A 12514-nucleotide genomic window follows, 5' to 3' on the forward strand; every position below is an offset into this window, starting at 1 on the left:
ACTTCCAGACTCAGCATTCTACGGGCCGCAACCATGAGCCTGCCCGCACGGCTGCGCGGCGCACTGGCTGCCGCGCTGGCCTATCTATGGAGCGGCTGGGGCGCCATCACCAGCCTGCTGCTGTTTTGCGCACTGTGGGAACTCGGTGGCCAGGTCTATGGCGATCTCGTTCTGCCAGGGCCGGTGGCCACCCTGTCGCAACTGGGCAATATGTTCGACACCGGCCTGGCCTGGCCCGAACTCATGATTTCCGCCAGGCGGGCCCTATACGGCCTGGGGCTGGCTCTGGCGGCAGGAACCATGCTGGGGCTGGTGGCGGGCCGTTCACTGACCGCCGCCATGGTGTCGCGCCCGCTGATCACCTTGCTGATGGGCATGCCGCCCATTGCCTGGCTGGTGCTGGCCATGCTGTGGTTCGGCATGGGCGACGCCACGCCTGTCTTCACCGTATTCGTGGCCTGTTCCCCGATCGCCTTTGCCGGCGCCATGCAGGGCTCGCGCACAGTCGATAACAAGCTGCGCGACATGGCCACTTCGTTCCGCCTTCCATGGTGGATGATGGTGACGGATGTCCACCTGCCGCACGTTACTTCCTACCTGTTTCCTTCCTGGATCACAGCCCTGGGCATGTCGTGGAAAGTCGTCATCATGGCCGAACTTCTCACCACTGTGGATGGCGTGGGCGCCGCCATGGCGGTCTCGCGGGCGCAGCTTGATACCGCCACTTCGATGGGCTGGATCATCGCCGTGCTGGGCTTGCTGCTGATGGTTGAGTATCTGGTTCTGGAACCCGTCAAACGCCATGTGGAACGCTGGCGCACGGAGGCGGCCTGATGAGCGGACTGACCATCAGTCACCTGTACCACCGTTATGGCGTAAAGGAAGTGCTGGCCGATGTGGGGCTGGATTTACACGCTGGCGAAACACTGGCGCTGGTGGGGCCTTCGGGCTGCGGCAAGAGCACCTTGCTGCACATTGTTGCCGGGCTGCTGACTCCTTCTGAAATCCAGATGCGCTCCACCTTCCGAAGCATTGCCTGTGTATTTCAGGAGCCGCGCCTGATGCCCTGGAAAACCGGCCTGGACAACATCGCGCTGGGCCTGCAAGCCCAGCGGCTGCCCAAGGCGGCGCGCCGCAAGCAGGCGGCCGAGCTGGGACACCGCATGGGGCTTTCCATGGAAGACCTGCTGAAGTATCCCCACGAACTTTCCGGCGGCATGCAAAGCAGGGTGTCCCTGGCCCGCGCACTGGTTACGCGGCCAGATCTTCTATTGCTCGATGAGCCATTTTCCGCGCTCGACGTTGGCCTGAAGCTGGAACTCTACGGCCTGCTGGCTGAACAGATACAACAGCACAGCACCGCCGTTCTCATGATTACCCACGATCTCATGGAAGCTGTTCGCCTCGCGGACCGCATCCTGATGATGGTTGCCGACCCAGGCCGCATAGTGCGCGAATTCAAGCTGCATACTCCCGCGAAAGAGCGCACCAGCACCTGGATTCACCAGACCACCGACGAACTGATGCAACTGGACGAAGTGCGCATTGGCTTTGGGCTGATGGAAGGCGAGCTTCCCAAGATTGAATTGCACGATCACGCGCCGCGCCATGGAGGGTGCTCCGTTTGAAAACCCCTCTCCTCGATCTGCGCAGCGGCCTGCGTGGCGAATGGCCGGTTTTCATGTGCGGCTTCCGGCCCTTCTTTGTGCTGACGGCGGCCAGCGCGGTAGTCATGATGGCCATGTGGCTGCTGATGTTGCGCGGCCTGATGCCCGATGTCATGCCTGGCGGCAGCATGCTGTGGCACAGCCACGAAATGATTTTCGGGTTTGTAACGGCGTCAATTGCCGGTTTTGTGCTGACGGCCATCCCGGAGTTCACCCACACAGCTCCCGTAAGCCACCGCAGGCTGGCGCGCCTGGCCATGTTGTGGGTAGCCGCCAGGTTGGCATACGCCCTGAGCGGCTTATGGCCTGCCTGGCTGGGCTTGTGGCCAGCGGCGCTGTTCAATCTGGCGATTGTCTGCGTTGGTTTGTGCAGCCTGGCGGAATTTTCGCTGGGCGACAACCTCATCACCGGCTGGACGGCCCTGGCCGCTGCCGCCGCCATGCTGAACCTGCTGAACGACTGGCATGTAGGCAGGCCGCTCTTCAATCGCTGGGCCTTAATGATGTATGCCTTCTATTGGCTGGTGGCGGTGGGCTACGGGCTGATGGGCGCCGCCTGGCTGGGCGCGCCGCTATTGCCTTCGGCCGGACGGCACGTATTGATGGCCGGAGCCATGGGGCTGTCGATTTTCACCATCATGGCAATGGTGGGGCGCATTCACGCGGGGCTATGGCTGGATCGCCGCATCTGGCTGCCGCTTACCGCCATGACTCTGGTATTGGCCACGCTGCTGCGCGCTATCGCGGGCTTTTACGCCGCCGCCTGGACAGCCACCCTGCTGCTGGTATCGGGCATGATGTGGGCCGCCTGCTTTGCCACCTACTTGCTGGTCACCTGGCCAGTATTGACCGGCCCGCGCAGCGATGGCCTGGTGGGCTGCCAGGAACCGATGCAGCGCGACGCCGGGCATACGGCAGACAAGATTTCCTGAAGGTGCGGCACTGGGGTGCCTATGTCGTGATCGCGCTGGGCATCGTTACGATCTAGATGCCCTAGCCGGAAAAAAAAGGGCTTGCGCCTTAAGCGTAAGCCCTTTATTCATTTGGAGGCGCAAGCCGGAATCGAACCGACGTACACGGATTTGCAATTTCTTTTTATGACGGAATCCAGTATGGATTTTATCCGTTTTCGCTGGAAAAACAAGTGGTTGCGCTAAATTCCCCTACTTCTCTCTAATGACTTCTAACCTTGTCTGTGTCGCATCTTGCCACCATTCTTGCCACCATTTTTTGGCGAATGTTAATGGGAAGTAGAGGTACGTACTCAGCCGCCCTGCCCGCACAGCGTCGGGCGGGGTGGAATTATCTGTGGCGCTGACGCGTGGCTGGTGCTGGTTGTCCAGAGCGTATATGTTGTGCTGCAGCCCGTCGTCTGGATTGTTCTTGCTCTCGAATGTGTGGGTGGGTTTCTAGTAGACGGTTGATAGTGCGTGCTGCTGCCTCCTTGCGCCATCCTTCTTTGCTTCCTCTTAAGGTCTCAAGAGCTGCGCTGTAATCGCTCTCAGCGCGTTCCTGAGCGTGTTGCGCTGCTTCCTGGTGACGTGCAGCTTGTGCTGCTTCTAGTGCTGGCAGGCGTTCGATTAGATCGTTGCGTGTTGCTACGTGGGCTTCGATCCTTTTGATTTCATTCTTTGCTTCTTCGATTATCCGAGAGCGAGACTCGAGCTCTGTTTTCCAGAATTTGTGCGCCCTGCTTTCAACCTCCACACGACGCCCTAGCCATGTAGTGCGCGTTTCTCTATGAACAGGTTCTTCTTGGCGGTGACGGCGTAGCTCCTTCTCTAAGCGTTCTAGGCGTTCCAGGGCGAGCGCATGTGGGCCGTCGAAAGTGCCGCTCTTGGTAGCTTCCTCGTTATCCCATTCCTCGATAAGCAGCGCGACTTGATTACGCGTTAGTGGGCCACGGCTCACGAATTCTTGTGTAGCGACAATCGCGGCTGGCTCATCTTGAATTGTGGAAAGTTCTTCTAATAGCTTGTTTACGTTCATAGTCTTATCTTTATCCTTTGGTGGGGTTGTTGCCGCCCCATGGGCGGCCCTGGCCGTCCCTGCGCCCTTGGGCGCGGTAGTTGCAACAACGGGCTTTTTGTTGAAAGCGGGGTCATTGCTCTTGCGTTTTGGGCGCGGCTTGTCCTGCTGCGCCGCTGGCGCGGGCGCGGCGACCGGGGCCGCCTGTGGGGGCGGCGGTGGTGCTGCTACTGCTTCTGCTTTAGTCATGAGATCGTTAGCTGTACGTATTCGTAGTGCTGCTGATATGTCTGATATATGTTTAGGAGTTGGAATTGACTTTAGAGCGGCGCTGTATGCTTCTTTTTGTTCTTCTGATAGTCTGAGCCTTTGAGGTGCTTTAAACGTATTAGGCAGCCCTAGGCGCTTCTTGATAGTGGGCAGCGAAGCGCCGGCACTCTTGCCAGTGATCTTGGGGCCGTCGCTAAGCTGAAAAGATACGCCTGAGGCTCTACCTTGTTTGTTTTGATTCCAGCTCATCTTGATGCCGTGGTCGCGCATGAGCTGGCGTAGTAGCTCTGGGTCTTTGATGTTTGCTTTTTCTGCGCGGGTTAAGACGTATTGAACTGCGGCTTTTGTTACTAGCTCTGACTGAGGTACTTCGATACCTGTCATTCTCTTGATTTCATGGTTGTGCAGAATGGCTGCATCTCTACGTGAATCATCTGAGCCGCCCTTCCATTTAGATGTGTCCAGGCCCTCTTTCTTCGTTGGGTCTCTGTACATCTGATCAAGCACAAAATCAACGTCACCGCGCTCGGCTGCTTTTTCTACTTGCTGATGAAGTTGCAAATGTCCGTGGCGCCATCTTTCGCAGTGATGGTGTGGCATGCCTTCCTTTGCGAGGGCGTCGGCTATTAGTCCCGCGATGCTGGCTCGTAATTGACGCAATTCAGAATGATTTGTTTTTGGCAGTCCAGCGGCAGCTCTAATGGCGGGTCGCTGTTCATATAGAATGCGATCCCCCATTTTAAAACCGTCATCGCCTGTTGATATGATCTCGCGTAATGGGTGGCTTAAATGCATGTGCCAATTTCTTTTGCCAGCGTCGGGCTGGTGGATAGCAAAGAAGACTGGCACCCCATCCATTTTTTCTCGAATAGCATCTGATATCTCTATAGCTAGCTTCCGCCTGCCTTCTGTAGTCATTCTATCTGGCAGTGCTATTGTGTCATGCGACATTTGGCGGCTATTGCTTTGCCTGCCTGCTGTGCGTTCAGCTTCAATTGCTACAAGTTCGGGGTCAAGTGCGAGGCGTGGCGTGTTGTGCGAGTGTGATACGTGTATGAAGTCAACGCGACCATCATCACGCTCATCCATTCCGAAGTCGTATCTAATCTTACGTAGTGCGGATGTAGGCGTAAAGCGTCCGCCCTGTCCTTTGCGATTGCTGTACTTTCGATTGAAGTGAAATTGAGATGAAGATGAGGGGGCGCGGCGTTTGAAAGCCACAGGTAAGCGCCATGTTCCGCTTTTACTTGAGCGAGCAGCATTTCTTTTTGCTCTTTCGCTAGCAGCATCTGTGGCGCGCGCTGCCTTTGCGAACTCGCGTCGGATTTGCTCTTCTTCAAACTTATTCGCGTATCTCATAACACTGCACCGCTAATGGTTGAGCAGGGGGACCCACGAAGTGGGGGCGGCACGCACCACCCCGAAGGGTGGTTGGCGATCCAAGCGCAGCGTTGGCGTACTGTACTCGATGAAATCGAGTGCTAAGTGCGCCCTTCATGACTCGGCTACGCCTCAGGCCGGGGTGCCGGGGGTATTGCTTAATGCGAAGTGGTATTGCTGGGTGCAGCTTTAACTATTTGCGCTAGTTCGTCATGAATGTCTTGTAGCGCTTGGATATCTTGATCACGCAGCTTCGCGCTACGCATGTGTGCTAGCACACTTCGTGCGGCGCTGGGATCATTGCGAACCCAATTCATAATTAACCCGCCTAAGACGATTTTGGAGCGTGTGTCATGTTGGCGTTGGCGTTGCTGTGCTCTTGCTAAAGCTTGCTTCGCTGCTTGGATCTGCTGGGCAGGGGTTAAGCGAGTGCGCTGTTTCTTTTGGTTTTCAGCTTGCTGAACTTGAGTTTGAATTTGATTATTCATTTTGAATACCTTTTTTGAGAAGTTGATGATGCTTATTATGACTCAAGTTATTCAAAAAAAGTTCACGTAGCCCGCTCACCACCATTTCTTGCTTTCGCAATAAGTGATTATTTTTTTGTGTGATGGGTGCTGAAAACGATCTGAAGCCCGGTGGTTAGACTGGATTTTCAAACAATTTTAGTGGTATGAGCTTAGTTTGTCTTTTAGTCGTGCTCGGATGGTTTAATTGCTCTGAATTTTCAAGCGAGTTATCGTCAAAGCTAGCAATAGCGCCGCCTGCGGCGGCTTGGCTCTGTATAGATAACTGTAACCCTGCGCGAAAAGAAGAAATCATATCTTTAAGAAACTTCTCTACTTTCCTTTCTGTCTTTTCTTTTGATAGTGTCTCTTTGCTCCACTTGACGATATCGCGTCTGACGAAATGAACTTCACTCGTCATGTCATCAATCCTGATCAATAGCGGCGATCTTGCGGCACCGCCACTTGGCATCAGGGGTTCCCCGAACTGATTGAGCTTGCGGGTTTTTCGTTCAAGAAGCTCAAGTTCATCATCAGAGAAATACATCATTTCATCAAACTCTTCGTGAGCTGTGATTGAGATAACTTCTCCTGTGCTGTGATTCAGCACAGATAATTCTGTATTAAAGAAATCAGACTCATGCCAAGCTGCTCGATACTCTACTGCGATTGATTGAAGGAAAGTCTTGTAGTGCGTCGGGCGCGTAACGCTGCCGCGCAGTTCGTCGCTATAGCGCTCCGGTACTTGATCTAAACCGCGCGAGGCAGCCCAGGCGGGCAAAAGTTCAGTGGGTATGGGGTCAGCTTCAAAAGAGAAAGATTTTTTCTTGTAGGGCGTCTGAATCGCTCTCAGGCCGCGCCAGATTCCGACATGATCTTTCATCATTGTGAACGCGCGACGCCCGATAGATGACGCATACAGCGCTTCACTCGTTAGCTTTCCATTAAATGTTTTTGTTATGTAGCGCAGAATTTTGGTGATGTATTTCTTTGCTCCGCCGTCGCTACGCACGCGTTCCCAACGTACGCGGTGCTTGCGTGCGCCGGGCTCGTTTGGTGAATCTGAAAGTAAGAACGCGTGCAACATGGCTGCGTGCATGAGCTCTTCGTGTTCTTGTTGACAGTAGATCAGGATGTGACGGTGTGGCGTCGCATCAGTATGTCCTTCCATGTCGCCGAAGTGGCCCCAGCCTCCAGGCCCGGCGATTTTTTGCGCGAGGGCGCGAAAGTTAGTCCAGTTTTTTTGAAGGTGGTTTGCTCCGTCTTGCGCAGTTAACGTCGAGTCAAATCGCGGGTTTGGGATGCTGCGTTTCTTTTTTTTATTTCCTACTGTGATAGTGCTGTGAAAACGTGATGGACATGTGAGGGTTACTAAGAAAGGCAACATGCCTTTTTCGGTGTGGATTTCGTGCATTGCGATTGCGCGAATATCAAGCTCAGCAAGCTGGCGTTGCTTCGCTTTTTCGTTAATATCGAAAAGCGTGTGCTGCTCCCCTGAACCGCTTGTCATGACGGTACGCTTCATCCAGTCCTGCGTTAAGTCGATTTGCGCATGCTTTCGGTTTGCTAGATCCCATGGCAAATAAGCCGCGCGAGGTCCGCCGTCTGGAGCTTTACCGCGACCAAGGATTTGAAGGGTGCGTGCAAGCTGAAGTGATGATTTGTTAGCTTGCTTCTGTAGATGACGCAGCCAAAACTTTTCAGTGCTGGCGCGTGCATAGAAGCTATTAGCGTCCATGTCGCGGGGCTTAGTCCAGCCTGTGACGCGCTGCACTCTTTCAAGGTCATGCTGAAAGAGCTTGTTAGCGGCGCCGTCATCCTTGATCGTCATCCATTGTTGATAGTTTTTTTGGTATCTATCAGATTCCTGGCTTGCTCTTAGCTGAAAATCAGAGAAGTTGGCATCGACGGCGGGCAGGTCAAGTCTTGTTTGATCTTCTATGGTGCCCAGCGTCTTATCGATATTTCTGATGTCATCAACAATATCATTGCTAGCGATTGACTTTAGCGCGTGCTCAAGCGCTTTGCCGTGTCGCGTCGGCAGGTTCGCTTTTAGATGATTTGCCCGGTTATGAAACAGTGGGCGTGCTTCATTTACTAAAACGGTCTTTGCTGATTCAATTTCTTCTTCTGTGTAGTCTGCGCCGGTGTCTGTATTTGACAGTCTACGCACGAAGCGGTGTAGCCCGATTTCACGCGTGATTCGAAGTTGTGCCGCTAGGGGGCGGGCGCGAGGGTCGTTTAGTTTTTCTTCTAGTGACCGGAAAACGCTTGCTTCGGAAGAGAGGGGTGTATATACTTGAGTCATGTCGAATCCGTTTCATTCGATATTGCCGCATACGTGCGGATAAAGCCCCGGCTAGTCCCCGGGGCTTTTCTTATTTGGTAAAGCGCTCTTCCATTCCGGCGCTGTCAAAATCCTCAAGCGTCTCGACTTTTGTGCCAATCATCTTGATACCATGCATGCTGGTACCCGTGAGAAGCGGCTGCGCTGCTTCAAGCGACTTTGCCCACACCTTCTGGTATGCAGGTTCAGTGGGATTGAACACGCCCTTCGGCCCTTGTATGCCCCCCATGTGATCAATAAATAAATTGGGATATCCATCCGTTAAAAAGTATGTAATTTTTTCAGCGTTGGGATTATAAGGGTTCATTTGCTCATATTCCGTTTCGGCATATAAAAAACCTGCCGAGTAATTCGTGTTACCCCTAGCCGGACAAAGGTGTATATTAGGCAATACATTACGATTAAGGAACATATAAGTTCTCGAGGTTGCACCAGAATCGAAACATACTATCGTAAAATTTACATTACCATCATGTAACATAAGCGTGTCAATCAATTTATTGACAGATGCCAACTGATTTTCCGCAATGCTTTCAGTACTAGCAGAAGTATCAATGATGACAGCGATATTGTAATCAATTCCGCTTTTTGCCTCTAACTCAAAGCGATATTTAAGCGTTTCCTCAAGGTCTTGAAAACGTTCTAAATCAAACACTACGGTTTCTTCAAGTGATTCGTGCTCACTTTCGTTTGTGGCGCTCGTTGAACTAGAGTCAGCGAGTGAGAGTGGTATTACCAGGCGCATCTGAGCTGATGCGATAGTGGTAGCGAATGTCAGCAGAAGCGCTGTTGCAATAGATGTGATTTTCATGTTGATACCTTTTATTTAAATGGTTTTGGTGGTGTTAAGTCGTTTGAATATTAAGACAGTGAGATGCGGCCGGTGAGGTCAATCTTCTTACGCGGTCGTCCAGTTCTGTTCTTGGGAGCAGGCGTGTAATCGAGCGGTATCAGCTTGCTGTCTAGCCACTCTTGGAAATCGCGCTCTTTTACAACTAGTCGATCACCGATCTTTAAGAACGGCGGAACATCGCTTTTTTCGGCTTTTCCAGCACGAATTCTAGCTAGAACATTGTGAATAGATTGCGGATTCATTCTGAGAATTTCAGCTACTTCGTTCAATGTGATTAGTTTCATCTCTATTCCTCGGTTTTTGTTGATGATTTAATTCTGCCATATATCCCCTTTGAAATGAATGCGACGGCCAGGTTATTATGTATTTTTCGGCGTCGGATTAAGCGCACGAATCTAGCTCAGTTCCTCACATTGGGTTTTAGGCAATAAAAAAACCGCCATTTAGGCGGTTGATGGGGTGCTTTTGATTAAGCTGCTTCACGCATCTTTCTATAAATCGCCCTTTGATCTACATGAATATATCTTTGCAAGCTTGCAAGCGTCTTGTGTCCAGATACTGCTTGTATCTCTATTGCTGTCCAACCGCGTTCAGCAAGGCGTGAACACGCTTCATGACGTAGATCATGCCAGCGGAAATCTTCAATGTCTAATGCTTCGCATGCGAAGTTTAGTAAGCGCCAGACCCGTGCGGGTTTAAGGGGGTGAAAGATAGGTTCGTCTAAATTGATGTTTTGCTTTATCTGCTTGATCTCTTTGATAATTTCTACCATGCGCAGCGACATAGAAAGAATTTTGGGAACGCCCTTATTTGCTGAGCCCCACTCTTCCGCTGGAAAAATAATGCGCTCTTGTCCAGGGGTAAGGTCAACCCATCGCCAGCAGATCTTGAATAGTTTCTCCTTTCGGAGGGCAGTTTCAATTGCAGCCTCAAAAGCCGCTCGAATGTATATAAGAGAATCGTCAGCTTCGAAAGATAGGATTTTTTTGTTGCTTGGCACCTTTACATCAATAAACTGACGTCCTTCTTTCTCTGGTGCGCGGATTTGGGCTTGCTTCATGTTTTCGAATGTTCGCAATATCAAATCAAGCTCGGAGGGCATTAGGCGGCGGTTACGCTGTCCTGATGATCTTAATTCGCGTGCTTTTGACGCTGCCGCTACCGGGCTATGGATCTGCCACTTCCAGCCTGCAGGGCGGTCCGGTCGGGTGCCCGCCGCCGCGTGCTGGTAGAGTTGGTTTAGGCAGTGCAGATTGTTCCGAATTGTCGAATCTGAACGCTCGTCATCGCGGCGGTCATCAATGAAGTGCTCAATATCTGCTTGGCTGATTGTGCTGAGTGGTTTATCAGCTAGTGCGCTGGCTTTCCATAGTTTTCGGTGCGTCTTCCCTTTCTCGACAGACTTCGTAAAGGCTTGGAACCTGGTGTTCTTTTGGGTCGCCTCACTGGCGCTCTTAATGTAGGTCTTTACATCCTCTTCCCATGCTTCGACTGCTTCGCGCAAGGTCATGCGCGTAGGCATTGCCTTACCTGTTGTGAAGACGCCCCGTGCACGGGCTTCTGTCTCTTTTGCCCATGTCAGTGCTTCTTGCTTGGTATCGAATGTTCGGGTATCGCGGAACACGACCACGCCGCCGCGCGTTAGACGAGCTTCTCCTTTCCAAGAGCCAGATTTATTTTTTGTAACAGTAGCCATGCTGAAATTCTCTCATCTGAAAAATGATTTCCAAAGGAGGATTCCGCATGATTTAGCAATTGCTAATATTGGTGACCAGTAAGGCTCTTGCCATCATTCTTGCCACTTTATGCTGTGAGTGGCGCTTTTATTCTGGTTGGCCTGGAAAGTGAAAAGGCCGGAAACCCGCATGAATGCTAGGTTTCCGGCCTTTCGAATCTGGAGGCGCAAGCCGGAATCGAACCGACGTACACGGATTTGCAATCCGCTGCATCACCACTCTGCCATTGCGCCATTGCCTGTGCACTCGCAAGCCTGTATAGCTTGTACTGCACCAAGACAATCCACGATTATACACAATTAATGACGGGCTGAATAATTTTTTGACGCTCGAATGCCACCGAAAAGTACACGACTCTTGCGTACAAAATCTTACGACTGTAGAGGGTGCGGTTGATATGATTAAAAAGTTAACACAGGGGGACTCGACTGCTGAGCCGCCCATCTACAAAGGAAGTCGCATGCAATTGAAGAACAGAACACTGGCAGTCGCCCTAGCGGTGGTTGGGGCCTCGTGGGCATTCTCGGCTCAGGCTCAGTACACGGGCCCAGCAAACAGCCCGGCAGCCTCTGTAGACGCCATCCTGAAAGCCCCGAAAGATGATCAGGATGTCGTGTTGCGCGGTCATTTGCTGCGCAAAACAGGGAATGAAAAATATGTGTTCTCTGATGGCACAGGCGAAATCATTGCAGAGATTGACGACGATGACATGCCGAATGAACCAGTAAGCGAAACGACAACCGTCGAACTGCGCGGTGAGGTGGACACCGGCCGCAACCGTGCGCCAGAAATAGAAGTCGATTCCGTCCGCATCGTCCGCTAAAAGCGGTGTAACGCCGGCACTATTGAAAAAGGCGGCTTCGCCCAGCGCTTGCAACGGCAGGGCGAAGCCGCCTTAAGATACGCTCAGCGTTTAGTTCGCTAACTTGGCAGCCCACGCGGCTTGCCCCTCGGCTTGGCCTTGCATAGTCTGCCCGGATACTTTTCCGGTGTATGCCACATCTCCCACCTTGAAGCTGATATTAGCGCCATCCAGGCGCCCTTCGGTAATGGGTGTTGTGGTGCCACCTTGAGTGAGCGCCCCTTTAAAGAATTGATAAGTCTGAGTGAGCTGTAACTGCCCGTCAGGCATTGTCCAAGTGCCTTCTACCTTGGCTGGCACCACCCACTTGTAGGCAATGCAATAGTTGGTACAACCCTCGGCCTCACCCGTTTCATCGGGTTCCCAATCCCCCATGGTGAAAGAGTTGGACACCACGCGAGTACCGGGCGCCATATCCAAGAGTGTGGGCTTGAGCCGCAGATTCAGGCCGGGCAGCAAAAACAACGTCACGACAGTTGCATCCGAAAAATCGGATTCAAAGATATCTGCCTGCTCAAATGTGGCGCGATCGGACACCCCTTCACGCAGGGCAGCACTTTTAGAAAGTGCCACCATATCAGGGTTGTATTCGATTCCCCTTGCTGTCGCGCCGCGCTTAGCAGCGGATATCACCGTACGACCGTCCCCAGAACCCAGATCCACCAGCGTGTCTTGCGGTGTAAGTTCGGCCATGTCTAGCATGCGGTCCACCAACTGCTGAGGCGTGGGAACCCAGATGACATCTTTCCCGGACTGCCCGATCGTAGGCTCGAACTCGGGGGACGGGGCTTCGACCGAAGAGGTGTCCGCCCAGGCCGAACTTACCAGGGAAACCGCAAACACGGCTGCGGCGATGGGAAACTTGCGTGAAGTGATCATTAACTGTCTCTCCTGTGTGTGGGTGATTGCGATCTTGTAACCGCAG

General features: G+C 52.6%; 11 protein-coding genes and 1 tRNA gene. 4 read left to right on the forward strand and 8 right to left on the reverse strand.

Annotation, left to right across the window (positions count from 1 at the left end; all coding sequences use genetic code 11):
- The first annotated feature begins 33 nt into the window (after positions 1–33).
- From VRY85_RS06740 to VRY85_RS06750, 3 genes are read left to right on the forward strand one after another with little or no spacing between them, the layout of a single operon-like run.
- Complete coding sequence (locus VRY85_RS06740) at positions 34–834, forward strand: ABC transporter permease (RefSeq protein ID WP_414597842.1); 801 nt, start codon at positions 34–36, stop codon at positions 832–834.
- Entirely contained in the window at positions 834–1628 is a 795-nt protein-coding gene (locus VRY85_RS06745) for an ABC transporter ATP-binding protein (RefSeq protein WP_414597843.1), read from the forward strand. Before VRY85_RS06740 ends, VRY85_RS06745 begins: the two co-directional genes overlap by 1 nt.
- On the forward strand, positions 1625–2599 hold the full coding sequence (locus VRY85_RS06750; protein ID WP_414597844.1) for an NnrS family protein: 975 nt from the start codon (positions 1625–1627) through the stop codon (positions 2597–2599). Before VRY85_RS06745 ends, VRY85_RS06750 begins: the two co-directional genes overlap by 4 nt.
- Before the next feature lie 370 nt (positions 2600–2969).
- Here the strand turns inward: VRY85_RS06750 and VRY85_RS06755 are convergent, their stop codons facing one another.
- The 7 genes from VRY85_RS06755 to VRY85_RS06785 form a co-directional block, all read right to left on the reverse strand.
- Positions 2970–5264, reverse strand: coding sequence for a hypothetical protein (locus VRY85_RS06755; RefSeq protein WP_414597845.1), 2295 nt, complete (start codon positions 5262–5264; stop codon positions 2970–2972).
- A gap of 179 nt (positions 5265–5443) precedes the next feature.
- On the reverse strand, positions 5444–5773 hold the full coding sequence (locus VRY85_RS06760; protein WP_414597846.1) for a hypothetical protein: 330 nt from the start codon (positions 5771–5773) through the stop codon (positions 5444–5446).
- A 154-nt stretch (positions 5774–5927) separates the two neighbouring features.
- The gene (locus VRY85_RS06765) at positions 5928–8099 is read right to left on the reverse strand and encodes a replication endonuclease (RefSeq protein WP_414597847.1); all 2172 of its coding nucleotides are present in this window, start codon (positions 8097–8099) and stop codon (positions 5928–5930) included.
- A gap of 70 nt (positions 8100–8169) precedes the next feature.
- A complete protein-coding gene (locus VRY85_RS06770) occupies positions 8170–8949 on the reverse strand; it encodes a vWA domain-containing protein (RefSeq protein WP_414597848.1) in 780 nt (259 codons plus the stop codon).
- Between the two features lie 50 nt (positions 8950–8999).
- Positions 9000–9275: a helix-turn-helix domain-containing protein gene (locus VRY85_RS06775; protein ID WP_414597849.1), complete on the reverse strand. Its 276-nt coding sequence runs from the start codon at positions 9273–9275 to the stop codon at positions 9000–9002.
- Positions 9276–9460: 185 nt separating this feature from the next.
- Entirely contained in the window at positions 9461–10687 is a 1227-nt protein-coding gene (locus VRY85_RS06780; RefSeq protein WP_414597850.1) for a tyrosine-type recombinase/integrase, read from the reverse strand.
- A 199-nt stretch (positions 10688–10886) separates the two neighbouring features.
- Positions 10887–10960: transfer RNA gene (locus VRY85_RS06785), tRNA-Cys, on the reverse strand.
- 227 nt (positions 10961–11187) lie between these two features.
- On the opposite strand from VRY85_RS06785, the gene VRY85_RS06790 reads away from it, so the two are divergent.
- Positions 11188–11550: a NirD/YgiW/YdeI family stress tolerance protein gene (locus VRY85_RS06790; RefSeq protein WP_414597851.1), complete on the forward strand. Its 363-nt coding sequence runs from the start codon at positions 11188–11190 to the stop codon at positions 11548–11550.
- 90 nt (positions 11551–11640) lie between these two features.
- Here VRY85_RS06790 and VRY85_RS06795 read toward each other — a convergent pair whose 3' ends face one another.
- Positions 11641–12468: an SAM-dependent methyltransferase gene (locus VRY85_RS06795; RefSeq protein ID WP_414597852.1), complete on the reverse strand. Its 828-nt coding sequence runs from the start codon at positions 12466–12468 to the stop codon at positions 11641–11643.
- Positions 12469–12514 lie beyond the last annotated feature (46 nt).

Origin of the sequence: Achromobacter sp. F4_2707 (assembly GCF_047501535.1) — a bacterium.
Taxonomy (GTDB): Bacteria; Pseudomonadota; Gammaproteobacteria; order Burkholderiales; family Burkholderiaceae_B; genus Yanghanlia.

What these genes read in the sequence shown, in the direction of transcription:
- VRY85_RS06765 (WP_414597847.1), bottom strand. Translation starts at nt 8,099, where the DNA reads ATGACTCAAGTATATACACCCCTCTCTTCCGAAGCAAGCGTTTTCCGG.
- VRY85_RS06795 (WP_414597852.1), bottom strand. Translation starts at nt 12,468, where the DNA reads ATGATCACTTCACGCAAGTTTCCCATCGCCGCAGCCGTGTTTGCGGTT.
- VRY85_RS06770 (WP_414597848.1), bottom strand. Translation starts at nt 8,949, where the DNA reads ATGAAAATCACATCTATTGCAACAGCGCTTCTGCTGACATTCGCTACC.
- VRY85_RS06755 (WP_414597845.1), bottom strand. Translation starts at nt 5,264, where the DNA reads ATGAGATACGCGAATAAGTTTGAAGAAGAGCAAATCCGACGCGAGTTC.
- VRY85_RS06740 (WP_414597842.1), top strand. Translation starts at nt 34, where the DNA reads ATGAGCCTGCCCGCACGGCTGCGCGGCGCACTGGCTGCCGCGCTGGCC.
- VRY85_RS06760 (WP_414597846.1), bottom strand. Translation starts at nt 5,773, where the DNA reads ATGAATAATCAAATTCAAACTCAAGTTCAGCAAGCTGAAAACCAAAAG.
- VRY85_RS06775 (WP_414597849.1), bottom strand. Translation starts at nt 9,275, where the DNA reads ATGAAACTAATCACATTGAACGAAGTAGCTGAAATTCTCAGAATGAAT.
- VRY85_RS06790 (WP_414597851.1), top strand. Translation starts at nt 11,188, where the DNA reads ATGCAATTGAAGAACAGAACACTGGCAGTCGCCCTAGCGGTGGTTGGG.
- VRY85_RS06780 (WP_414597850.1), bottom strand. Translation starts at nt 10,687, where the DNA reads ATGGCTACTGTTACAAAAAATAAATCTGGCTCTTGGAAAGGAGAAGCT.
- VRY85_RS06745 (WP_414597843.1), top strand. Translation starts at nt 834, where the DNA reads ATGAGCGGACTGACCATCAGTCACCTGTACCACCGTTATGGCGTAAAG.